The organism is Agromyces sp. CF514, from assembly GCF_900113185.1.
Classification (GTDB): domain Bacteria; phylum Actinomycetota; class Actinomycetes; order Actinomycetales; family Microbacteriaceae; genus Agromyces.
On the sequence record NZ_FOZD01000001.1, the window covers coordinates 862133 to 882211 of the forward strand.

The following is a 20079-nucleotide window of genomic DNA, read 5'->3' on the forward strand; positions in this document are numbered from 1 at the left end:
CGGGCCGGTTCGGGGCCCAGGGGCCCGAGGTCTCAGGCCGGTCGCCCGTCGAGCCCGGCGAGCCGACGCTCGAGGAACCGGCGCTCCGGGCCCGTCGGCGCAAGCGCGATCGCCTCGCGGTAGCGGTCGGCCGCGGCATCCGCTCGCCCGAGCCTGCGCAGCAGGTCGGCCTGGGCCGCCGACAGCAGGTGGTAGCGGTCGAGCACTCCGGATGCCGCGAGCCGGTCGAGTTCGTCGAGGCCCGCCAGAGGGTGGCCGGCGAGGCCGAGTGCGACGGCACGGTTGAGGGCGATCACGGGTGACGGGTTGATGGTCAGCAGTGCGTCGTACCGCTGCACGATGGCGCCCCAGTCCGTGTCGTCGGCGTGCGCGGCCCGTGCGTGCTCGCGCTGGATCTCGGCCTGCAGGCGGTAGGAGCCCGGCGCGGGGCCCCGCCGACCGGCATCGCCGGTTACGGGTAACCGGTCGAGCCGGTCGAGCACTGCGAGCCCGTCGGCGATCTCGTCGCCGTTCCAGCGCGACCGGTCCTGCTCGTCGAGCGGCACGAGCTCGCCGTCGGCGTCGACGCGGGCGGCCGAACGCGCGTGCTGCAGCAGCAGGAGCGCGAGCAACGACGCGGTCTCTGGCTCGTCGGGCATCAACTCGGTGACGAGTCGGGCGAGGCGGATCGCCTCCTCCTGGAGGTCGAGCCGCAGCAACCGGTCGCCCGAGCTGGCGAGGTACCCCTCGTTGTGCACGAGCATGAGCACGGCGAGCACGCCGTCCAGTCGCCGTCGGAGCTCGTCGCCCTCGGGAACGCGGTACGGGATGCCCGCGTTGCGGATCTTGCGCTTGGCGCGCACGAGCCGTTGCGCCATGGTGGCCTCTGGCACGAGGAACGCGCGCGCGATCTCGGGCGTCTCGAGCCCGCCGACCGTGCGCAGGGTCAGGGCGACCCGCGCCTCGAGCGGCAGCGCGGGGTGCGCGCACGTGAAGATCAGCCGCAGTCGATCGTCGATCTCGTCGGCCGATGCGGCGAGGTCGCCCGGATCGGTGGGGGCGCCGGGCCCGCGCAGCTCGTCCATCACCATCCACTCCCTGACCTTGTCGATCTCGACGCCGCGTCGCCTCAGCACGTCGAGCGCCCGGTTGCGTGCGACGGTCGTGAGCCACGCGCCCGGGTTGTCGGGCACGCCCTCGTCGGGCCAGCGCTCCGCTGCGCGCACGAACGCGTCGGCCGCGGCATCCTCCGCGAGGTCCCAGTCGCGGGTCGCCCTGATGAGCGTCGCGACGACGCGGCTCCACTCCTCGCGATAGGCCCGGTCGACCGCCGCACCCGGGTCGGCCCGCGTCATCCGTCGGTCACTCGTCGTCGGCGCCGTTCCAGAACGGCCGCAGCTCGATGCGCCCGCCCCTCGCCATCGGATGCCGCGACGCGATCTCGATCGCCTCGTCGAGGTCGCGGCACTCGAGGATGTCGTACCCGGCGATCCACTCCTTCGACTCGGTGAACGGGCCGTCGGTGACGAGCAGTTCGCCGTCGCGGACGCGCACGAGCGTCGCGTCGCGCACGGGCTGCAGCCGCTCGCCGTCGATGCGCGTGCCCCGCTCGTCGTTCTCGGCGACCCACTGCTCGATCGGGATGCCCTCGTCGCCTGAGCGGTCGGGCTGCGTGTCGGTGGCGACGAACATGAAGTACTTCATGCGAACTCCTCGGTCTCGTGATTCACGGTATGCCCAGGCGACGAACGGCGACAGGGCGAATCGACACCTGCACCGAAATCGTCGCCCGACACGGGGAATCGAGCGGATGTCGCGCCGACTGTCGATTCGAGCGGCCGCCGTTCGTCGCAGGTGCATGAGCACGAAGACGAGAGGAGTATGACGTGATGGAGATCATGATGTTCGTGGTCGCCGACCCCGACGTGGATGCCGGGCCGGTCGACGAGGAGGCAGTGGCCGAGTGGGATCGCCTGCGAGCCGAGCAGGGCGTGCTGACGCGCGCGATGCGGCTGCGCCCGATCGACGAGACCGTGACGGTGCGGGTGCGCGGCGGCGAGACGATCGTCACCGACGGACCGTTCACCGAGTCGAAGGAGTGGATCGCCGGGTACGACGTGCTCGAGCTGCCCGATCTCGACGCCGCGGTCGAACTCGCCAAGGGCGACCCGCTGGCGCGCCACGGCGCCCTCGAGGTGCGGCCGTTCTGGCCGCTGCACCAGGGGGAGTGAATCGTGGAGTACATGATGTTCGTGCTGCACGACCCCGCTGCCGAGCCGTATGCGCCGGAGGACGACGACCTGCAGGCGTGGGGTGACGAGGTGGAGCGCCGCGGTGTCTGGATCGCCGGCGATCGGCTCCGTCCGCCCGAGGACGCGAAGACCGTGCGCGTGCGCGGCGACAAGGCGTTCGTGACCGACGGCCCGTTCACCGAATCGAAGGAGTGGATCGCCGGCTTCGACGTGATCGAGGTGCGCGACCTCGACGAGGCGATCGAGATCGCGGCGAAGCACCCGATGGCGAGGTTCGGGCGCATCGAGCTGCGGCGTGCGTGGCCGCTCTCGGAGGGATTCGAGCCGTAGAACCTCAGGCCGGCCGGATGTGGTGCGCAGGCCGGAACGCGTCTCGGGGGTCGACCTGCGCCTTCACCCGGCGCAGCCGTTCGAGCGTCGCGGGCGGGTAGATCGTGGCGAGCACGTCGTCGCCGTACTCCTGCGTGAAGTTCGCGTAGCGCCCCGACGTGTGGGCGAGCGGCGCGTCGACCTCGAGCAGCAGGTCGGCGGCCGCCTCGTCGCTCGCGTCGGGGCCGAGCACGCCGTTGACCACCAGGAACGCCTGCGCATCGCGGAAGGCGATCGGGGTCGCTTCGGGAGCGACGCGCCCGAAGCCGCCGCCCAGCGCGCGCAGCATGAGCATGGTCGGTGCCGAGGCGTCGAGTGCCTGCACGCAGGCGTCGAGGAACGCATCGCTCAACTCGGGCACGAAGCCGTTGCCGCCCACGAACCGGAACGGCGGCTTGCCGGGCGGCGCCGCCTCGAGCAGCTCGCCGTAGTCGAGCGGCGCGAGCGCCACCTCGGTCACCGAGGGCAGTTCGAGCAGGGGCGCGAGCAGCCGGCGAAGCTCGGCCTCGCTGCCGCGAAGTGCGACGCCCAACTGCGGGCCGCCCGGCATCTCGGGGCCGAACGGCGGCATGACGAGCAGCGTCGAGTTCAGCTCGTCGGGTGAGGCGAGCGTGACCTCGCGCCAGGCGCGCAGCACCGCGGGCACGTCTGAGTCGTCGAACCGCACCTGCCCGCCGACCAGGCCGTCGACGGGGCTCGCGCGGAACGTGAAGCGCGTCACGATGCCGAAGTTGCCGCCACCGCCGCGGAGCGCCCAGAACAGGTCGGCATGCGAATCGGCGTTCGCCGCGACGACGTCGCCCGAAGCCGTCACGACCTCCGCCTCGACGAGCAGGTCGACGGCGAGCCCGTGCGTGCGCACGAGCCAGCCGATGCCGCCCCCGACGCCGATGCCTCCGACGCCGACATCGCGCGTGTCGCCCGAGGTGACGGCGAGCCCGTGCGGCGCCAGCGCGTCGGCGACGTCGGACCAGTGCGCCCCGCCGCCGACGTCGACGAGGTCGCCGTCGCGGAGCGTGACGGCGTCGAGCGCCGCGAGATCGATCACGAGGCCGTCGGTCGCGGGTTCGCCGCCGTGGCCGCCGCTGCGCACGTGGATCGCCAGGCCGTGCGCCACGGCGGTGCGGACGGCGTCGGCGACCTCGGCGGAGTTCGTCGGCCGCACGACCGCATCGGGCGTTCCGGGGCCGAGGAACACCGTGCGGCCGGCGTCGTATTCGGGGCTGCCCGGCCCGAAGGCACGGCCGGGCAGGGCTTCGCTCAGCGTCGAGAGGATGGACATGGCGGGAGTCTGACAGGCACTGCCGACATCCGGAATCCCCGATCGGAACCGAAACCGGTGTCGAGCGAGGGAGGTGAGGCGTCAGTGCGGCAGCACGAGCATGACCCCGAGGGTGATCATGACGACCGCGATGACGCCGTCGAGCACACGCCACGCCCGGGGGCTCGCGAGCACGCCGCCGAGCAGCCTCGACCCGTAGGCGAGGCCGAAGAACCAGACGATGCTCGCGAGGCCCGCGCCGGCGGCGAACGCCCAGCGCCCGTCGCCGTGGGTGCTCGCGATCGACCCGAGCAGGAACAGCGTGTCGAGGTACACGTGCGGGTTCAGCCAGGTGAGCGCGAGGCACGTGAGCACGGCGGCCGTGAGCGTGGTGCGGCCGACGGCGGCGCCTGCCGATCCGGCGTGGCGAGTCGCACGGGGCGCCGTGGGCGTTCGTGCGGGTCGGGTCATCGTCGGGGAAGCGGATGCCGCGGCCGGGCCGGGAACGGCGGCCGAGGTGTCCCGACCCGAGCCTTCCGCACCCGGGCCGCCCGCGGCATCCGTCTCACCGTGACCGAGACCGTCGCCGTCGCCGTCGGCGGAACCCTCGCCCGCGACCAGCGCCTCGCCGCTCGGTCGGATCGCGCGCTTGGCCGCGAGCAGGCCGTAGACGACGAGGAACGCCGCTCCTGCCCAGCGCACGGCCTCGACGAGCCACGGCACGGCCTGGAGCACCGCTCCGACGCCCGAGACGCCGAGCACGATGAGCGTCAGGTCGCTGAGCGCGCAGATCGCGGCGACGACGAAGACGTGCTCGCGGCGGATGCCCTGGCGCAGCACGAACAGGTTCTGCGCGCCGATCGCGACGATCAGCGAGAGGCCGAGGCCGAGGCCGGCGAGCGCAGAGGAGAGGGGCACATCTCGACGTTAGGCGGGCGGGGGGCATCAATCCAGCTCATGTTACTTCAGAAGCATTAGCGTTGCTTCAGATGGAGATCCCGATCGACCTCGCTCGCACGCTCGCCGTCGTCATCGACGAGGGCACGTTCGACGCGGCCGCGCGAAAGCTCAGGCTCACCCCTTCGGCCGTGTCGCAGCGCATCAAGGCGCTCGAGCAGCAGCTCGGCCGGGTGCTCGTCGTGCGCAGCAGGCCGGCACGGCCCACCGAGGCCGGTGCCGCCGTCGTGCGCCTCGCGCGCCAGCTCGCCCTGCTCGAGCACGACACGCTGGCCGGCTTCGGACTCGACGCCGAGCCCGGTGAGTCGCCCCGACCGGTCAGCCTGCCGCTCGCAGTGAACGCCGACTCGCTGGCCACGTGGTTCCTCCCGGCGCTCGCACGCGTCGCCGATCGGCATCCGGTGGTCTTCGACCTGCACCGCGACGACCAGGATTTCACCGCCGGCCTGCTCGAGTCCGGAACGGTCATGGGGGCCGTCACGTCGCAGGCCGACCCGGTCGCCGGATGCCTCGTGCGACCGCTCGGGACCATGCGCTACGAGGCGGTGGCCACGCCGGCCTTCGCCGCGCGCTGGGGGCTGCCCGAGCGGTCCGAGGCGTTCGCGGTGGCACCCGTCGTCGAGTTCGACCGCCGCGACGACCTGCAGCGGGAGTACCTCGCCGGTCGCGGCCTCGACGCCGATGCGCCGCCCCGCCACTTCGTGCCCGCCTCGGCGGACTTCGCGACGGCGATCAAGCTCGGGCTCGGCTGGGGCCTGCTCCCGGGATTCCAGTCGGCCGACGAGCTCGCGGCCGGAACCCTCGTGGCCCTCGGCGGGCGGCCGGTCGACGTGCCGCTGCACTGGCAGCAGTGGAACCTGCGGTCGCCGCTGCTCGATGCCGTCGCCGATGCGCTCGCGATCGAGGCCGCCACAGCGCTGCGCGTCGTGCGGTAGCCATTCCTTCCTGAGAACTCAACCCCTAGCCGACCGATGCGGCTGCGCGTTGACTGGTCTCGGAGCAGGCAGATCGCCGCCGTTCCGGAAGGAGTTCACCATGGGCATCGACGACCGCATCAAGAACACCGCCGAAGACCTCGGGGGCAAGGCCAAGGAGGCCTACGGTAAGGCGACCGGCGACGACGAGAAGGTCGCGGAGGGCAAGGCCGACCAGGCGAAGGCCGATCTGAAGAACGCCGGAGAAGACGTCAAGGACGCCTTCAAGCACTGACCTCCAGATCCCCCGGCGTGGAAACGCGACCGGGGCCCAGAGCGAGAACGCCCGCACCCGGGGAGTGCGGGCGTTCTCGTGCGTCGGGGAGGCCCGGCGCGGACCCGGCGAACCGCCGCGGGAGTCTCAGGCGAAGAGGCGCTGCAGGCGCTGCACGCCCTCGAGCAGCGGGGCGTCGCCCAGCGCGTAGCTGAAGCGCAGGAACCCGCTGGGGCCGAACGCCTCGCCGGGCACGGCGGCGACCTCGGCCTGCTCGAGGATCAGGTCGGCGAGCTCGAGCGAGTTCGTCGGCGTGACGCCGCCCCACTCGCGACCGAGCAGGCCGGTGACATCGGGGTACACGTAGAACGCGCCCTCGGGCACCGGAACCGTGAGGCCCTCGATCTTCGACAGCTCCGAGACGATGAGGCGTCGGCGGCGGTCGAACGCGCGGCGCATCTCTTCGACCGCGTCCTGCGGGCCGTTGAGGGCCGCGATCGCGGCACGCTGCGAGATGTTCGACACGTTCGACGTGAGGTGGGACTGCAGGTTCGCGGCGCCCTTGATCACGTCGGCGGGGCCGACCATCCAGCCGAGGCGCCAGCCGGTCATGGCGTAGGTCTTGGCGACGCCGTTCACGAGGATCGTCTGGTTCGCGAGGCCGGGCACGGCCTCGACGATCGAGACGGCGCGGGGCGCGGGAGCACCGACCTCGGTGTCGAGCCCGGCGTACGTGAGGTTCTGGTAGATCTCGTCGGAGATCACCCAGATGCCGTGCTCGAGCGCCCACTCGCCGATGGCGCGGGTCTGCTCGGGCGAGTACACCGCGCCGGTCGGGTTCGACGGCGACACGAAGAGCAGCACCTTGGTGCGCTCGGTGCGCGCCGCCTCGAGCTGTTCGACCGTGACGAGGTAGCCCTGGTCGGAGCCCGCGAAGACGTCGACCTGCACGCCGCCCGCGAGCTTGATCGCCTCGGGGTAGGTGGTCCAGTAGGGGGTCGGCACGAGCACCTCGTCGCCCGCGTCGAGCAGCACCTGGAACGCCTGGTAGACGGCCTGCTTGCCGCCGTTCGTGACGACGACCTGGCCGGGCGAGACCTCGAGGCCCGAGTCGCGCAGTGTTTTGGCGGCGACCGCCTCGCGCAGTTCGGGCAGGCCGACGGCGGGCGTGTAGCGGTAGTTCTTCGGGTCGTGCGTAGCCGCGAGCGCCGCCTCGACGATGTGGTCGGGCGTCGCGAAGTCGGGCTCGCCTGCGGCGTACGAGATGACCGGGCGGCCCTCGGCCTGCAGGGCCTTCGCCTTCGCATCGACCTTGAGGGTCGCGGACTCGGCGATGGCGGCGATACGTGCGGACAGGCGCGGCTTCTCGGTCACCCGTGAAGTCTACCGAGCGGATGCCGCGGGCGGGCCGTCGAGCCGACCGGCATCAGCCCTCGATCCGGACCGCGTGTCGGGTGCCGGGTCTCCGCAGCGGTTCAGTCGGCGTCGCGCGCCGAGAGCGGTTGCGCGATCTCCTCGAGGGGCTTGCGCTCGGCATCCACCCCGAGGAACACCTCGACGAGCCCTGCGGCGATCATGAGGCCAGCGCCGATGCAGTAGCCGATCGCGATGGCCGGGATCCCGTCCTCGATGAGCCGCCCGAAGAGGATCGGGCCGATGATGCCGCCGAGCCCGGTGCCGAGCGCGTAGAAGAACGCGATCGACATCGCCCGGGTCTCGAGCGGAAAGATCTCGCTCACCGTCAGGTAGGCGCTCGACGCGCCGGCCGATGCGAAGAAGAACACGACGACCCAGCACGCGGTCAGCCAGAACGCGTCGAGCACGCCGCCCGCGAACAGCGCGGCCGTGATCGCGAGCAGCACGCCCGAGCCGATGTACGACGTCGAGATCATGACCCTGCGGCCGATGCTGTCGAAGAACCGGCCGAGCAGGAGCGGCCCCAGGAAGTTGCCGATCGCGATGGGCACGAGCGACCACGGTGCGATGTCGTCGGGCACGCCGAGCAGTTTCGTGAGCACGAGCGCGTACGTGAAGAAGACGGCGTTGTAGAGGAAGGCCTGTCCGACGAACAGCGAGAGTCCGAGGACGAAGCGCTTGGGGTACTCGGTCACGGCCGTCTTCGCGATCTCGACGAATCCGGTACTCCTGCGCTGCCTGATGCTGATCGCCCGGTCGTCGGCGACCGGTTCGAGCGTGGTGCCCGTCTCCGCCTCGATCGTCCGCTCGATCTCCCCGACGAGCTGCTCGGCCTCCTCGTCGCGGCCGTGGATGAACATCCAGCGCGGCGACTCCGGCACGTTGCGACGCACGAGCAGGATCACGAGGCCGAGCACCGCGCCCAGGCCGAACGCGAGGCGCCAGCCGACGTCGGGGGCGAACAGGGCGGGGTTCAGCAGGAAGACCGTGAGTACCGCGCCGAACGCCGTGCCGAGCCAGTACGAGCCGTTGATGGCGAGGTCGACCGCGCCGCGACGCCTGGCCGGGATCAGCTCGTCGATGGCCGAGTTGATCGCCGCGTACTCGCCGCCGATTCCGGCGCCCGTGAGGAACCGGCACACGAAGAACCACATGGGGGTGAACGAGAACGCGGTCGCGACCGTGGCGAGCAGGTACAGCCCGAGCGTGATGATGAACAGCTTCTTGCGGCCGAACCGGTCGGTGAGGTACCCGAACACGAGCGATCCCACGCAGGCGCCCGCGACGTAGATGCCGGCCGCGAGTCCGACCTGGGCCGTGGTGAGCCCGAGTCCGCTGTCGGGCTCGGTCAGCCGGCTTCCGAGCGCGCCCACGATCGTGACCTCGAGTCCGTCGAGGATCCACACCGTGCCGAGCCCGAGCACCACGAGCCAGTGCCATCTGGCCCACGGCAGCCGGTCCATGCGCGCCGGGATCTTCGTCGAGATCGTCTTCAGCGTGGTCGTCGTCGTCATCGTCGGCCCCCTCCGTCACGGGCGACGTTAGACGCGCGGGGCAGGCATGTCCGGGGGTTGACAGGCGCGCGAATCGTGCGCCGCCCGGTCGATGGGCGGATGCCGGGACTACAGGTTCTGCCCGATGTCCCACAGCCGGTCGGGGCGACCGTCGATCGCCTCCGACACCGCGAGCGCCTGGTCGTCGCTGAGGGAGGCGACGTAGTCGACGACGCCGCGGCCGACGCCGAGGCGGTGCACGTCGCCGGCATCCGGGATCGGCACGCCCTCGGGCTTGACGACCCGCAGCAGCGCGTAGCCCTCGGTCGCGAGGTCGACGAGTTCGCGCAGGCGCTGGGGCACGCGGTGGCGGTCGATGTCGTCGGTGATCCACGCCGTGAGGCCCTTGACGGCGCGCGTGAGCACCCGGCTGAGGCCGCGCTGGTACATCGCGATGTCGGCGCGGTCGAGGATGAAGTGGCGGTGCACGAACTTCAGCACCTCGACCTCGTGCCAGGCGAGTCGGTCGAGGGTCACGAGGCCCGTGCGGATCTCGTCGGCGGGAGCCGGCACGACCGAGGTCTGCAGGTGGCTGATCCACCGGTTCGTGAACGACGAGAGCGAGCGCTCGGAGGCGATCGAGCCGTCGAACGGGATCGCGAGCAGCCCGTCGACGAGGTCGTCGGCCACGACGTCGACCGCCTCGGCGAACGCCTCGTCGGAGGCGATCCAGGCGTCGCTCCGGTGCAGCTTGCGGCGCAGGCCCTCGAGCGCGGCGCCCGGGGGAGCCGAGCGTGCGGCGATCGCGTCGTCGTCGAGGTCGCGCAGCATCGCCCCGTCCTCGATGAAGCCGCGGAACTCGCGGGCGACCGAGCCCTGGCTGAGCAGGCCCGCACGGTAGAAGTCGTCGACGTCGTGGATCGAGTACGCGATGTCGTCGGCGATGTCCATGATCGAGCACTCGAGCGACTGCTGCAGCGGCGGCAGTCCGGTGCGGGCCGAGAACAGGTCGGCCGCGTCGAGGTCGTACGCCGAGAACTTCGCGACCTCGACCCCGCCCGAGACACGGCGCATGCCGCGCGGCAGCGGACCCGACGGCAGCGACGCGGCGTCGACGAAGCGCGTCCACGGGTACTTCGCGACCGCGGCCCGCACCGCCGCGGTCAGGTTGAGGCCGTGCGGGGCGTTCGCCGAGACATCCAGCGTCGCGATGATGCGGTAGGTCTGCGCGTTGCCCTCGAACCCGTCGGACAGCCCCAGCGTCTCGCGCGCGAGCCGGTCGAGCACGCGCTCGCCGAGATGCCCGAACGGCGGGTGCCCGAGGTCGTGGGCGCTCGCGGCGGCCTGCACGGCGACGGCGTCGCAGCCGTGCTCGAGGGCGAGCGCACGGGCGGGCGACGCGGCATCCGCCAGCCCGACCGCGATGGCGCGTGCGACCGCGGTGACCTTGATCGAATGCGTGAGCCGGTTGTGGATCAGCGGGCCCGCGCCGGGCTGCGCGATGACCTGGGTCACGGCCGAGAGCCGAGAGAAGTACGGCGAGAAGCGGATGCGCTCGAGGTCGAGCCGGAACTGCGAGTGCTCGCCCGTGACCTGCACGCTCGTGCTGGGCTCGGTCACGAGCCTCGTTCCGCGTTCGAGCATCGTCGAGTCCCCGTCCGTTCGGTGCGGTCGGAGCGCGGATGCCGCGCCCCGGCGTTCCTCCCAATCTACGGGTGGAGCGTGCGCCCGCAGTCGCGCTGCGCGCACATCACGACTGGGTCACGCGACCCACTTCGGGGTATGCTCCGCGCGTGACGATGCACCCCGGCGCGAAGAGGCGCCCCGCTCGACCCGCGCTCGCCGTGGTCGCCGCCCTGATCCTGCTCGCGCTCGGAGCGGGGGTCGCGTTCGTGCTGACCGACGCGCTCGGCATCAGCACCGAGTCCGCCGAGATCCCGGTCGAGTCGTCGCACTCGGTCGATGCCGCGGCAGCCGTGCCGCCGCCGGAGTTCACCAACGTCGCGGCACCGAACGCGCCGCGCGTCGTCGCGGCCGTCGACGAGCTCCGGGACGCGGTGTCGGATGCCGCGGCCACCGACGGCACGGCGACCCTCGAGGTCGTCGCGGGCGACGGCGATCCGGCCGACGAGGCGTACGCGCTCGAGGGCACGGCGACCGCACTGCGCGTCGTGGCCGCGAGCGAGACCGGCGCCGTGCGCGGCGTCTACGACCTCGCCCAGGCGGTGCGCGACGGCCGCTCGACGACCGAGCACCTGGGCGGGCTCGTCGAGTCGCGGCTCGGGTTCCGCATGGCGGACCTGGGCGCGGTCGGCGTCACGGTCGACGAGGCCGCGTGGGCGGCGGGCGACGACTACTCGCACAACTCGAAGGCGTTCGAGGACGTGATCCTGCCCGATGCGCCGTACATCGACGAGGCGGCGCTCGACGTCGCACGCGAGGACTTCGACGCGTACGTCGGGCACCTGCTCGCCGAGGGGTACACCGCGATCGCGGTGCCCGGCCTGCTCGAGTACCTGACCTTCTCCGACGTCGGCGACGGCACCGAGGTCTACGAGTCCGGTGACGAGCACGTGGCCCGCGCCCTCGCCATGCGCGACGCCTTCGGGCCGATGTGGCAGTCCGCTCGGGATGCCGGCCTGCAGGTGTTCCTGCGCACCGACATGCTCGTCGTGACGACCCCGCTCGAGGAGTACCTCACCGAGCGGTTCGGCTCGCTCGACACCGAGAACCCCGAGTTCTGGCAGGTCTACGCGGCGGGCCTCGACGAGCTCTACCGCGAGATGCCCGCGATCGACGGCGTGCTCATCCGCATCGGCGAGGCCGGCCAGGTCTACGACCTGCCCGACTGGGATTACCGCTCGGCGCTCGCCGTGACGACCGTCGACGCCGTGCAGGCGATGCTCACGACCCTGCTCGACCAGGCCGAGCGCGCCGACCGCGAGGTGATCTTCCGCACCTGGACGGTGGGCGTCGGCGCCGTCGGCGACCTGCACACGAACGCCGACTCGTACCGCACGGTGTTCGAGGGCATCGACTCCGACCGGCTCATCGTGTCGACCAAGTACTCGCTCGGCGACTTCTACAGCCACCTGCCGATCAACGACACGCTCGAGGTCGGCGACCAGCGCCGCATCATCGAGTTCCAGAGCCGCCGCGAGTTCGAGAACTTCGGCGCATGGCCGAACGACCTCGGCGACCTGTACGCGCAGACGCTCGACCGCCTCCTCGCCGCGAACCCGCACATCGAGGGCATCTGGACGTGGACGCAGGACGGCGGCCCGTGGCGTGCGGGTCCGCTCTCGCTCGAGCTGAAGGCGGGCTTCTGGCAGCTGGCGGAGCTGAACACCGAGCTCGCGGTGCGACTCGCGCGCGATCCGTCGCTGGACCCCGCCGAGGTCACGGCCGACTGGGCGAGGCGGTGGTTCTCGGATGACCCGTCGACCGTGCAGTCGATCGCCGACGCCATGGCCGATTCGCGCGAGGCCATCGCCGACGGGCTCTACATCGGCCCGTACGCCGAGCACCGCGTGCAGGCGATCGGCCTCGAGCCGCCGCCCATGATGTGGATCTTCGAGTGGGACATCCCGACCGGCGACAGCGCGGCGCTCGACGTGATCTACGCGATCGCGCGCGACGACCTCGACGAGGCGATCGCGGGCGGGCCGCGGGCGCTGGAGGCCGTCGAGCGCATGCAGGAGCGCATCGAGGGCACGGATGCGGGCACGTGGAAGGATGCCGCGCTCCGCGACGCGTTCGTCGACTCGCTCGCCTACGAGCACAGCACGCTCGCCATGCTCGCCGACTACCGCGCCATGGTGCTGCGCAAGGCGCAGTGGCACGACACGCGGGATGCCGCCGCCTTCGGCGCGTGGCAGGAGGCGAGGGCGGCGTGGCTCGAGTCCTCGGCCGCCCACGAACGCGACTACGCCGGTGACCCGTACCGCCCGGCGTACAACCTCACGGCCGCGCGGCTCGGGCTCGAGCGCGGCGATCGCGACCAGGCCATGGGCTGGGCCGCGGGAGCGAGCCTCGTGCTCGTGCTCGCATGGCTCGCCTACGGCGCCGCGGCCGGGTCGCCCCGGATCGGCCGATGGCGCGGCGCCCGGCTCGCGCGTGCGATGTGGGTCGCCGGCACCCGGCCCTGGCGGGCGCCCGAGGTCGTCGCGGAGCTCGGCCGGGTCGAGCGCGTGCTGCTCGTGGCGATCCCCGCCGTCGCGCTCGTGCTGAGCCGGTGCATCCTCACCTGGTTCGCCGCACCCGCGCACCTCGTGGTGACGCTCGGCGCGTGGCTCGTGTTCGGAGCCGTGGTGCTGCTCCTGGCACGCCTGCTCGGCGGCCGAGCAGGCGTCGCCCCGGTCGCCGCGGCCCTCGCCGGAACCGTGCTGCTGCGGGTCGCCCTGCTCTCGTTCGCGCTCGCCCCGACCGGGCCGGGCGGGTACTGGTTCGGGTTCTGGACAGACCCGGTCGCGCGCTCGGCGTACTCGACCGTCGCGTTCGCGCTGTTCGCCTGGGTGCTCGTGGCTGCGGCGTGGGCGCTCGCCCAGTCGATCGGCGCCAGACGGGCGATCGGGGTCGTGACGGCGGCGTGCGGCGCCGCGCTGGCAGCGATCGCCGGGCTCGTCGCGATCGTCGGCCTCGAGGCCGCGCTCACGGCCTGGAACGACCAGATGGCGCTGCTGCCGTGGGGCCTCTCGCGCATCCTCGGCATCACGGTCTACCTCGACATCCCGGCGGATTCCGCCTGGTGGGCGGCCCTCGCCGGCGTCGTCGTGGCGGCCCTCGGAGCGGTGCTCGCGTTCGCCTCTCGGGGGCGGAAGTCGCCTCGGTTTGGCGGTGGGGCATCCGTCGCCTAAACTTGCTGAGGTTGCGCACGACGACCAAGCTTTCCCGTGCCCGGATGTCTTCGGATTTCGAGTATGGTTGGCCGGTCGCAGTGTGCGATCCTCGGAGGCGACGTCTCCGAAGGGCGGTGGCTCAATTGGTAGAGCAGCGGTCTCCAAAACCGCAGGTTGCAGGTTCGAGTCCTGTCCGCCCTGCGAGCCGGCAGTGATTGCCGGCCCACGAAAGGTGTACGAGGTGGCCCGAAAGATCATCGACGAACCCAGCGAGGATGTCGTCGCCAACGCGAAGCGCGAGCGCGCGGCGCGGCGAAACCCCTTCGCGCGGATCGCGTTGTTCATCCGGCAGGTCATCGCCGAGCTGAAGAAGGTCGTCACCCCGACCCGCAAGGAACTCTTCAGCTTCACCGTGGTCGTGCTCGTGTTCGTCGTCATCATGATGGCGCTCGTCTGGGCACTCGACTCGGTGTTCGGATGGGTTGTGCTGTACGTCTTCGGGTCGACAGGGGCCTGATCAGCCACTCGTCCTGAAGAACCGCGCGCCGCAAGGCGCACGCAAGAGAAGGAATCGAGAAATTGGCAAAGACTGAGCGCGACGACGTCGACTGGGCCACGGCCGCAGAGCAGTCGGCCGAAGACGACGAGGCCCAGGAGGGCAACTCGCTCGAACACGACGAGCAGTCGGTCGAGCCCGCCGAGCACCGCGCGGTGCACGTCGTCGACGACGAGGGCAACGACGTCGACCTCGATGCCGTTCTCGACGCCATCGCCGAGGCGAACGACCCCGAGGCCGACGCCGTCGTCGACGACGCACTCGACATCGACTCGGTCGAAGAGGCCGACGCCGCACTCGAGGCCGTCACCGAAGAGAGCGAAGAGCCCGAGCATGACCCCTACGAGGAGTTCCGCAACGAGCTGCGCTTCCTCCCGGGCAAGTGGTTCGTCATCCACTCCTACGCGGGCTTCGAGCGCCGCGTGAAGGCGAACATCGAGCAGCGCCGCGAGTCGATGGCCATGGCCGACTACATCTACCAGGTCGAAGTCCCGATGGAAGACGTGGTCGAGATCAAGAACGGCCAGCGCAAGATGGTCACCCGCGTGCGCATCCCCGGCTACGTGCTCGTGCGCATGGACCTGAATGAAGAGAGCTGGTCGGTCATCCGCCACACTCCCGGCGTCACCGGCTTCGTGGGCAACGCCCACAACCCGGCGCCGCTGCGCTTCGAAGAGGCCTTCGGCATGCTCAAGAGCCTCGTCGAGATCAAGGACGTCGCCCCCGCCAAGGGTGCGAAGGCCGGTTCCTCGGCCGGTGCCGCACGAGTCGTGCAGGCCGAGGTCGACTTCGAGATCGGCGAGACCATCACCATCAAGGACGGCTCGTTCGCCGGCCTTCCCGGCACGATCAGCGAGATCAAGCCCGAGAGCGGCAAGCTCACCGTGCTCGTCTCGCTCTTCGAGCGCGAGACCCCGGTCGAGCTCAGCTTCGACCAGGTCACCAAGCTCTAACCACCTTCACAGGTACGACGCAGCGGCCCTCCGGGTATACTCGGAGGGTTGTGCTGCGTGCGGCAGAGCCCACCACCACGAACCACCGCCCTCCGGAACCGCCGGTCGAGCGGGAGAGTGCCCAGGACATGGGCGTTCGAACAGAAAGAGAGAAATCATGGCACCGAAGAAGAAGGTCACTGGTCTGATCAAGCTTCAGATCAAGGCCGGCGCCGCCAACCCCGCCCCGCCCATCGGCCCGGCGCTGGGTCAGCACGGCGTCAACATCATGGAGTTCTGCAAGGCGTACAACGCGCAGACCGAGTCGCAGCGCGGCAACGTCATCCCCGTTGAGATCACCGTCTACGAGGACCGCTCCTTCACCTTCATCCTGAAGACCCCGCCCGCCGCAGAGCTCATCAAGAAGGCTGCCGGCGTCGCAAAGGGTTCGGGCGTCCCCCACACCACCAAGGTCGGCAAGCTGACCCAGGCGCAGGTGCGCGAGATCGCCGAGTCGAAGATGGTCGACCTCAACGCCAACGACCTCGACGCAGCGTCGAAGATCATCGCCGGCACCGCCCGCTCGATGGGCATCACGGTCGAGTAATCGCCTCGCCGATCGACGAGTCGCACGGCGACGCAGGTCGGCACCGGATGCCGCGGCATCCGATCCTTCAGAATTTCACTCGTGGCAGCGCCCGCCAGGCGCGATGACCACACTCTCTCCAAGGAGAATCAACATGGCACAGAAGTCCAAGGCCTACCGGGCCGCGGCCGAGAAGATCAAGGCCGACACCTTCTACACCCCGACCGACGCCGTCGCGCTCGCGAAGGAGACCGGCTCGGCGAAGTTCGACTCGACCGTCGAGGTCGCGCTGAAGCTCGGCGTCGACCCCCGCAAGGCAGACCAGATGGTGCGCGGCACCGTCATCCTGCCCCACGGCACCGGCAAGACCGCTCGCGTCATCGTCTTCGCGACCGGCCCCGCCGCTGAGGCTGCCATCGCAGCCGGCGCCGACGAGGTCGGCGGCGCAGAGCTCATCCAGAAGGTCGCCGACGGCTACACCTCCTTCGACTCGGCGGTCTCGACCCCCGAGCTCATGGGCCAGGTCGGTCGTCTGGGCAAGGTCCTCGGCCCGCGCGGCCTCATGCCGAACCCCAAGACCGGCACCGTGACCCCGAACGTCGGCCAGGCCGTCTCCGACATCAAGGGCGGCAAGATCGAGTTCCGCGTCGACAAGCACGCCAACGTGCACTTCGTCGTCGGCAAGGCCTCCTTCACCGCCGAGCAGCTCGACGAGAACGTCAAGACCGCGCTCGAAGAGATCGTGCGTCTCAAGCCGTCCAGCGCCAAGGGCCGCTACATCCAGAAGGGTGCCGTCTCGACCACGTTCGGCCCGGGCATCCCGCTCGACGTCAACGCGATCTGAGTCGCACAGACTCCTCCCGCCTCGGCGCTCGCGCCGCATGACGGAACGAAGGGCCCATCGGTTCGCCGATGGGCCCTTCGTCGTCGGCGCTGACGTGCGGCGCCACTCGGCCCCGGGCGTGCGACCTTCACAGAACCGGTGACTGGCGCATGCGGCATCCGCTCACCGGACGATGCGGAAGCCCTCGTCGTCGTCGCGCAGGTCGAGGTCGGACACGGTGACACCCGTCACGCGCGACTCGGGCGAACCCTGCTCGAGGCGGCGCAGCATCTCGCCCACGGCGGTCGGCGGGCCCTGCACCTCGACCTCGACGGTGCCGTCGGAGACGTTGCGCACCCACCCCGTGACGGCGAGGCGCTCGGCGTGCTTGCGCGCGAGGTACCGGTAGCCGACGCCCTGCACGAGGCCGCTGACCGAGACGCGTCGACGGATCATCCGATCACCCTATCCGGAGGCCGCCAGGCACGCCGTGTCCCCAGTTCGCGGGGCGGCGGCCCGCTGGCGCTGGCCGTGGACGGGCGCCGGTGGCAGGATTCGGCCATGGGCATCATCGACGCGCATCTCGACCGCGCCTCCGTCGGCAATCGCGCTGCCCTCGAGCGCGTCTACGCGATCGCGCGCGAGAGCACACCGGACCTCACCGAGGGCGAGAGCTACGGCATGCCCGCGCTGCTCTATCGCGGCAAGGGCTTCGTCGCCGCGCTCGAGTCGAAGGTGCACCTGGGCCTCTACCCGTTCAGCGGCAAGGTGCTGCCGGCGATCAGCGACCGGCTCGACGGCTTCGACTGGTCCCAGGGCGCCTTGAAGTTCTCGGCGAACCACGAGATCCCCGACGACCTGCTGCGGCTCATCTTCGAGACCCGACGGGAAGAGATCGACCGTCAGCTCGACGGGCGCAAGCGCTGAGCGCTCGCCGGTCGGGCGCGGCGCATCCGCATCGCGCGTCGTGCACGCGCAGACGGCGGATGCCGCCCCGAGACGACTCGGGGCGGCATCCGCTCTGCTGTGATGGACGGGCGTCCGGTCAGTCGACCTTCGCCAACGACGCGGTCTCGGCGCGGCGCACGGCCAGCCGCTCGGCGACCTCGATCGCGTCGCCCGCGGGAGCGTCGGACTTGCGGTCGGGGCGCGCGATGAACAGGTATGCGAAGCCCGAGACGAGCACGACGCCGAGCCCGATCCAGACGGCGTAGTCGACCACGAAGTCGCCCGACGAACCGGGGGTGGCGAGCAGCCAGATCGCGAACACGCCGTAGGCGAGTGCGAGCACGTTGATCACGATGCCGGCGCCGCCGAGCGAGAAGGTGCCGGCGGGCTTCCACCCGCGCAGGCGCTGGCGCAGGGCGCCGAGCACGACCATCTGGAACGCGATGTAGATGCCGAGCACGGCGAACGACGTCACGGGCAGCGTGATCGCCGGGTCGAAGTAGATGAAGACGGTGATGATCGCGGGAACCGTGCAGGCCACGATGAGCGCATTGCGCGGCACCTTCGTGTTGGTGCTCACCTTGGCGAGCCAGCGGTGGCCCGGGATCATGCCGTCGCGCGCGAAGCTGTAGAGCAGGCGGCTCGCGGCGGCCTGCAGGCTCAGCACGCAGGAGATGAACGCGAGCACGGCGACGACGAGGAAGATCTTGGCGCCGACGGGGCCGAGCGTGGCCTCGAGGATGCCGGGGATCGGGTCCTTGTCCTCACCCGAGACGATCGATGCGAGGTCGGGAGCGGCGAGCACGTAGCCGCCGAACGAGAACAGCGCCGAGACGCCGCCGACGAGGATCGTGAGCACCATCGCACGGGGGATGCGACGGCCGGGGTTCGAGACCTCTTCTGCGACATCCCCGCAGGCTTCGAAGCCGTAGAAGAGGAAGAGGCCGGCGATCGCCGAGCCGATGAACGCCGTGGCGTACGAGCCGTCGCCCTGCACGTTCATGGTGTCGAAGAAGACGCTGAACTCCTGCTTGCGCTGGAAGACGAGCAGGTAGAGGCCGACGCCGATGACGCCGAGGAGTTCGGCCGCGAGGCCGATCTGCGCGACGCGGGCGAGGGTCTTGGTGCCGGTGAAGTTGAAGACGAGCGCGAGCACGAGCAGCCCGAGCGTGAATGCGAGCGTCGTCTCGGGCGTCGAGGCGATGCCGACGAGGCTCGCGGCGAATCCGGCGCCGTATCCGGCGACGGCGGTGATCGTGACGATCATGGCCCAGATGTAGACCCAGGCGGCCATCCACGCGTAGCGGCGGCCCCAGAGGCGACGTGCCCAGGGGTAGATGCCGCCGTGGATCGGGTACTGCGAGACGACTTCGCCGAAGACCAACGAGACGAGCAGTTGGCCGGCACCGACGATGACGATCCACCAGATGGACGGAGGTCCGCCGATGGAGAGCGCCGTCGCGAAGAGCGAGTAGACGCCCACGAGGGGCGAGAGGTACGTGAAGCCGAGGGCGAAGTTGGCCCAGAGGCTCATCGAGCGGTTGAACGAGTCCTGGTAGCCGAGGACTTCGAGGTGATCGCTGTCGCCGAGGTCGGTCGGCTTGGCTGGTTCGACGGACATGTGCGCCTTTCGGGGTCGTCAGGAGGTGCCGTCGACGCCCCCTCGCCGCGACCACCTCATCGTGGTTGCGCCAGCATAGCCATACTTCCGGTCGTAAAACTATAGGTTGGGATGATTTAGTTCGCGGATGCCGCGACGACACCCGAGCCGAGCAGGTCGGGCAGCTCGGACATGCTCGAGAAGAGGTGCGAGGCGCCGGCGGCGAGCAGGGCGTCGGGGGGAGTGGACGCGGGGCCCCCGGGCGCGAACCCGAACACGGTGGCTCCGGCGGCGACGCCGGCAGTCACGCCCGCAACCGTGTCCTCGACCACGGCGCACTCGTGCGGATCGACGCCGAGGCCTATGGCCGCGGCGAGGTAGACGTCGGGCGCCGGCTTGCTGCGCGCGGTCTCCATGCCGCTGTACACGTGCTCGCCGAACGTATCGGCCAGGCCGATCTTGCCGAGCTGCAGCTCGATCTTCGGTCGGTCGGCGCCCAAGGCGCAGGCGATACGCCCGCGGAAGGCCGAGGCGATGGTCGTGACCGCGGCGACGGCGCCGGGAATCGGCTCGAGGTCGACCGCGAGGGCGCGGTTGCGTCGCTCGCGGAACTCGAGCAGCCAGGCCTGGTCGGGCCGCACCCCGGTGTGCTCCGCGATGACGTCGAACTCGTCGGTCAGGGCGCGGCCGATGAAGCGCTCGACGCACTCCTCGCGGCTGATCTGCCAGCCGAGCTCGTGCAGCATTCCGCGCAGCACGCCGTTGGTGATCACCTCGGAATCGACGAGCACCCCGTCGCAGTCGAAGAGCACGGCCTGGAATCGCTGCACGGGAGTCACCCCATCGACGCTACCGCGCGCTCGACGCGCGGATGCCCCGGG

General features: G+C 70.8%; 20 protein-coding genes and 1 tRNA gene. 11 read left to right on the forward strand and 10 right to left on the reverse strand.

Going from position 1 to position 20079, the window contains the following annotated elements; genetic code table 11:
* Window positions 1–32: 32 nt before the first annotated feature.
* Together BM342_RS03780 and BM342_RS03785 are read right to left on the reverse strand one after the other, a co-directional pair.
* A complete protein-coding gene (locus BM342_RS03780) occupies window positions 33–1334 on the reverse strand; it encodes an RNA polymerase sigma factor (RefSeq protein WP_092964154.1) in 1302 nt (433 codons plus the stop codon).
* Between the two features lie 7 nt (window positions 1335–1341).
* Window positions 1342–1683: a YciI family protein gene (locus tag BM342_RS03785; RefSeq protein WP_092964155.1), complete on the reverse strand. Its 342-nt coding sequence runs from the start codon at window positions 1681–1683 to the stop codon at window positions 1342–1344.
* Window positions 1684–1868: 185 nt separating this feature from the next.
* Between BM342_RS03785 and BM342_RS03790 the strand changes: the two genes are divergently transcribed.
* Together BM342_RS03790 and BM342_RS03795 are read left to right on the forward strand one after the other, a co-directional pair.
* Entirely contained in the window at window positions 1869–2210 is a 342-nt protein-coding gene (locus BM342_RS03790; protein WP_092964156.1) for a YciI family protein, read from the forward strand.
* A 3-nt stretch (window positions 2211–2213) separates the two neighbouring features.
* On the forward strand, window positions 2214–2561 hold the full coding sequence (locus tag BM342_RS03795) for a YciI family protein (RefSeq protein WP_092964157.1): 348 nt from the start codon (window positions 2214–2216) through the stop codon (window positions 2559–2561).
* A 4-nt stretch (window positions 2562–2565) separates the two neighbouring features.
* Here BM342_RS03795 and BM342_RS03800 read toward each other — a convergent pair whose 3' ends face one another.
* Together BM342_RS03800 and BM342_RS03805 are read right to left on the reverse strand one after the other, a co-directional pair.
* Window positions 2566–3882 carry an FAD-binding oxidoreductase gene (locus tag BM342_RS03800; protein ID WP_092964158.1) on the reverse strand — a complete coding sequence of 439 codons (1317 nt, stop codon included), beginning with the start codon at window positions 3880–3882 and terminating at the stop codon, window positions 2566–2568.
* 81 nt (window positions 3883–3963) lie between these two features.
* Window positions 3964–4779, reverse strand: coding sequence for a LysE/ArgO family amino acid transporter (locus BM342_RS03805; protein ID WP_092964159.1), 816 nt, complete (start codon window positions 4777–4779; stop codon window positions 3964–3966).
* A gap of 71 nt (window positions 4780–4850) precedes the next feature.
* On the opposite strand from BM342_RS03805, the gene BM342_RS03810 reads away from it, so the two are divergent.
* Complete coding sequence (locus BM342_RS03810) at window positions 4851–5753, forward strand: LysR family transcriptional regulator ArgP (protein ID WP_092964160.1); 903 nt, start codon at window positions 4851–4853, stop codon at window positions 5751–5753.
* A 100-nt stretch (window positions 5754–5853) separates the two neighbouring features.
* Complete coding sequence (locus tag BM342_RS03815) at window positions 5854–6027, forward strand: CsbD family protein (RefSeq protein WP_092964161.1); 174 nt, start codon at window positions 5854–5856, stop codon at window positions 6025–6027.
* A 126-nt stretch (window positions 6028–6153) separates the two neighbouring features.
* Here the strand turns inward: BM342_RS03815 and BM342_RS03820 are convergent, their stop codons facing one another.
* From BM342_RS03820 to BM342_RS03830, 3 genes are all read right to left on the reverse strand, one after another.
* On the reverse strand, window positions 6154–7380 hold the full coding sequence (locus BM342_RS03820) for a pyridoxal phosphate-dependent aminotransferase (protein WP_092964162.1): 1227 nt from the start codon (window positions 7378–7380) through the stop codon (window positions 6154–6156).
* A 101-nt stretch (window positions 7381–7481) separates the two neighbouring features.
* Window positions 7482–8885: an MFS transporter gene (locus tag BM342_RS03825; protein WP_092966474.1), complete on the reverse strand. Its 1404-nt coding sequence runs from the start codon at window positions 8883–8885 to the stop codon at window positions 7482–7484.
* 159 nt (window positions 8886–9044) lie between these two features.
* Window positions 9045–10535 carry a deoxyguanosinetriphosphate triphosphohydrolase family protein gene (locus BM342_RS03830; protein WP_255368487.1) on the reverse strand — a complete coding sequence of 497 codons (1491 nt, stop codon included), beginning with the start codon at window positions 10533–10535 and terminating at the stop codon, window positions 9045–9047.
* Window positions 10536–10714: 179 nt separating this feature from the next.
* Here BM342_RS03830 and BM342_RS03835 point away from each other — a divergent pair, with 179 nt between their 5' ends.
* The 6 genes from BM342_RS03835 to rplA all read left to right on the forward strand — a co-directional run bounded on the left by BM342_RS03835 (window position 10715) and on the right by rplA (window position 16671).
* Window positions 10715–13771 carry a hypothetical protein gene (locus tag BM342_RS03835; RefSeq protein ID WP_092966476.1) on the forward strand — a complete coding sequence of 1019 codons (3057 nt, stop codon included), beginning with the start codon at window positions 10715–10717 and terminating at the stop codon, window positions 13769–13771.
* A 110-nt stretch (window positions 13772–13881) separates the two neighbouring features.
* Window positions 13882–13954, forward strand: a tRNA-Trp gene (locus tag BM342_RS03840).
* Between the two features lie 40 nt (window positions 13955–13994).
* A complete protein-coding gene (gene secE / locus BM342_RS03845; protein ID WP_092966478.1) occupies window positions 13995–14270 on the forward strand; it encodes a preprotein translocase subunit SecE in 276 nt (91 codons plus the stop codon).
* A gap of 62 nt (window positions 14271–14332) precedes the next feature.
* Window positions 14333–15262, forward strand: coding sequence for a transcription termination/antitermination protein NusG (gene nusG, locus BM342_RS03850; protein WP_092964164.1), 930 nt, complete (start codon window positions 14333–14335; stop codon window positions 15260–15262).
* A 157-nt stretch (window positions 15263–15419) separates the two neighbouring features.
* Window positions 15420–15848: a 50S ribosomal protein L11 gene (gene rplK, locus BM342_RS03855; protein WP_067872872.1), complete on the forward strand. Its 429-nt coding sequence runs from the start codon at window positions 15420–15422 to the stop codon at window positions 15846–15848.
* Between the two features lie 133 nt (window positions 15849–15981).
* Window positions 15982–16671, forward strand: a complete 690-nt coding sequence (gene rplA / locus BM342_RS03860; RefSeq protein ID WP_092964165.1) for a 50S ribosomal protein L1 — start codon at window positions 15982–15984, stop codon at window positions 16669–16671.
* A gap of 162 nt (window positions 16672–16833) precedes the next feature.
* On the opposite strand, the gene BM342_RS03865 is transcribed toward rplA, so the two are convergent.
* Window positions 16834–17106 (reverse strand): acylphosphatase, encoded by a 273-nt coding sequence (locus BM342_RS03865; protein WP_092964166.1) that lies wholly within the window; start codon window positions 17104–17106, stop codon window positions 16834–16836.
* Window positions 17107–17211: 105 nt separating this feature from the next.
* On the opposite strand from BM342_RS03865, the gene BM342_RS03870 reads away from it, so the two are divergent.
* Window positions 17212–17577 carry an iron chaperone gene (locus BM342_RS03870; RefSeq protein ID WP_092964167.1) on the forward strand — a complete coding sequence of 122 codons (366 nt, stop codon included), beginning with the start codon at window positions 17212–17214 and terminating at the stop codon, window positions 17575–17577.
* A gap of 118 nt (window positions 17578–17695) precedes the next feature.
* Here BM342_RS03870 and BM342_RS03875 read toward each other — a convergent pair whose 3' ends face one another.
* Window positions 17696–19219: an APC family permease gene (locus BM342_RS03875; RefSeq protein WP_092964168.1), complete on the reverse strand. Its 1524-nt coding sequence runs from the start codon at window positions 19217–19219 to the stop codon at window positions 17696–17698.
* Window positions 19220–19335: 116 nt separating this feature from the next.
* A complete protein-coding gene (locus BM342_RS03880; protein WP_255368490.1) occupies window positions 19336–20037 on the reverse strand; it encodes an HAD family hydrolase in 702 nt (233 codons plus the stop codon).
* Window positions 20038–20079 lie beyond the last annotated feature (42 nt).

Bases quoted from the DNA above. Each gene is read 5' to 3' on its own strand.
- BM342_RS03785 (WP_092964155.1), bottom strand. From the start codon at position 1,683: ATGAAGTACTTCATGTTCGTCGCCACCGACACGCAGCCCGACCGCTCA.
- BM342_RS03825 (WP_092966474.1), bottom strand. From the start codon at position 8,885: ATGGACCGGCTGCCGTGGGCCAGATGGCACTGGCTCGTGGTGCTCGGG.
- BM342_RS03800 (WP_092964158.1), bottom strand. From the start codon at position 3,882: ATGTCCATCCTCTCGACGCTGAGCGAAGCCCTGCCCGGCCGTGCCTTC.
- BM342_RS03835 (WP_092966476.1), top strand. From the start codon at position 10,715: ATGCACCCCGGCGCGAAGAGGCGCCCCGCTCGACCCGCGCTCGCCGTG.
- BM342_RS03815 (WP_092964161.1), top strand. From the start codon at position 5,854: ATGGGCATCGACGACCGCATCAAGAACACCGCCGAAGACCTCGGGGGC.
- rplK (WP_067872872.1), top strand. From the start codon at position 15,420: ATGGCACCGAAGAAGAAGGTCACTGGTCTGATCAAGCTTCAGATCAAG.
- rplA (WP_092964165.1), top strand. From the start codon at position 15,982: ATGGCACAGAAGTCCAAGGCCTACCGGGCCGCGGCCGAGAAGATCAAG.
- BM342_RS03810 (WP_092964160.1), top strand. From the start codon at position 4,851: ATGGAGATCCCGATCGACCTCGCTCGCACGCTCGCCGTCGTCATCGAC.
- BM342_RS03870 (WP_092964167.1), top strand. From the start codon at position 17,212: ATGGGCATCATCGACGCGCATCTCGACCGCGCCTCCGTCGGCAATCGC.
- BM342_RS03875 (WP_092964168.1), bottom strand. From the start codon at position 19,219: ATGTCCGTCGAACCAGCCAAGCCGACCGACCTCGGCGACAGCGATCAC.
- BM342_RS03865 (WP_092964166.1), bottom strand. From the start codon at position 17,106: ATGATCCGTCGACGCGTCTCGGTCAGCGGCCTCGTGCAGGGCGTCGGC.
- BM342_RS03780 (WP_092964154.1), bottom strand. From the start codon at position 1,334: ATGACGCGGGCCGACCCGGGTGCGGCGGTCGACCGGGCCTATCGCGAG.
- BM342_RS03790 (WP_092964156.1), top strand. From the start codon at position 1,869: ATGGAGATCATGATGTTCGTGGTCGCCGACCCCGACGTGGATGCCGGG.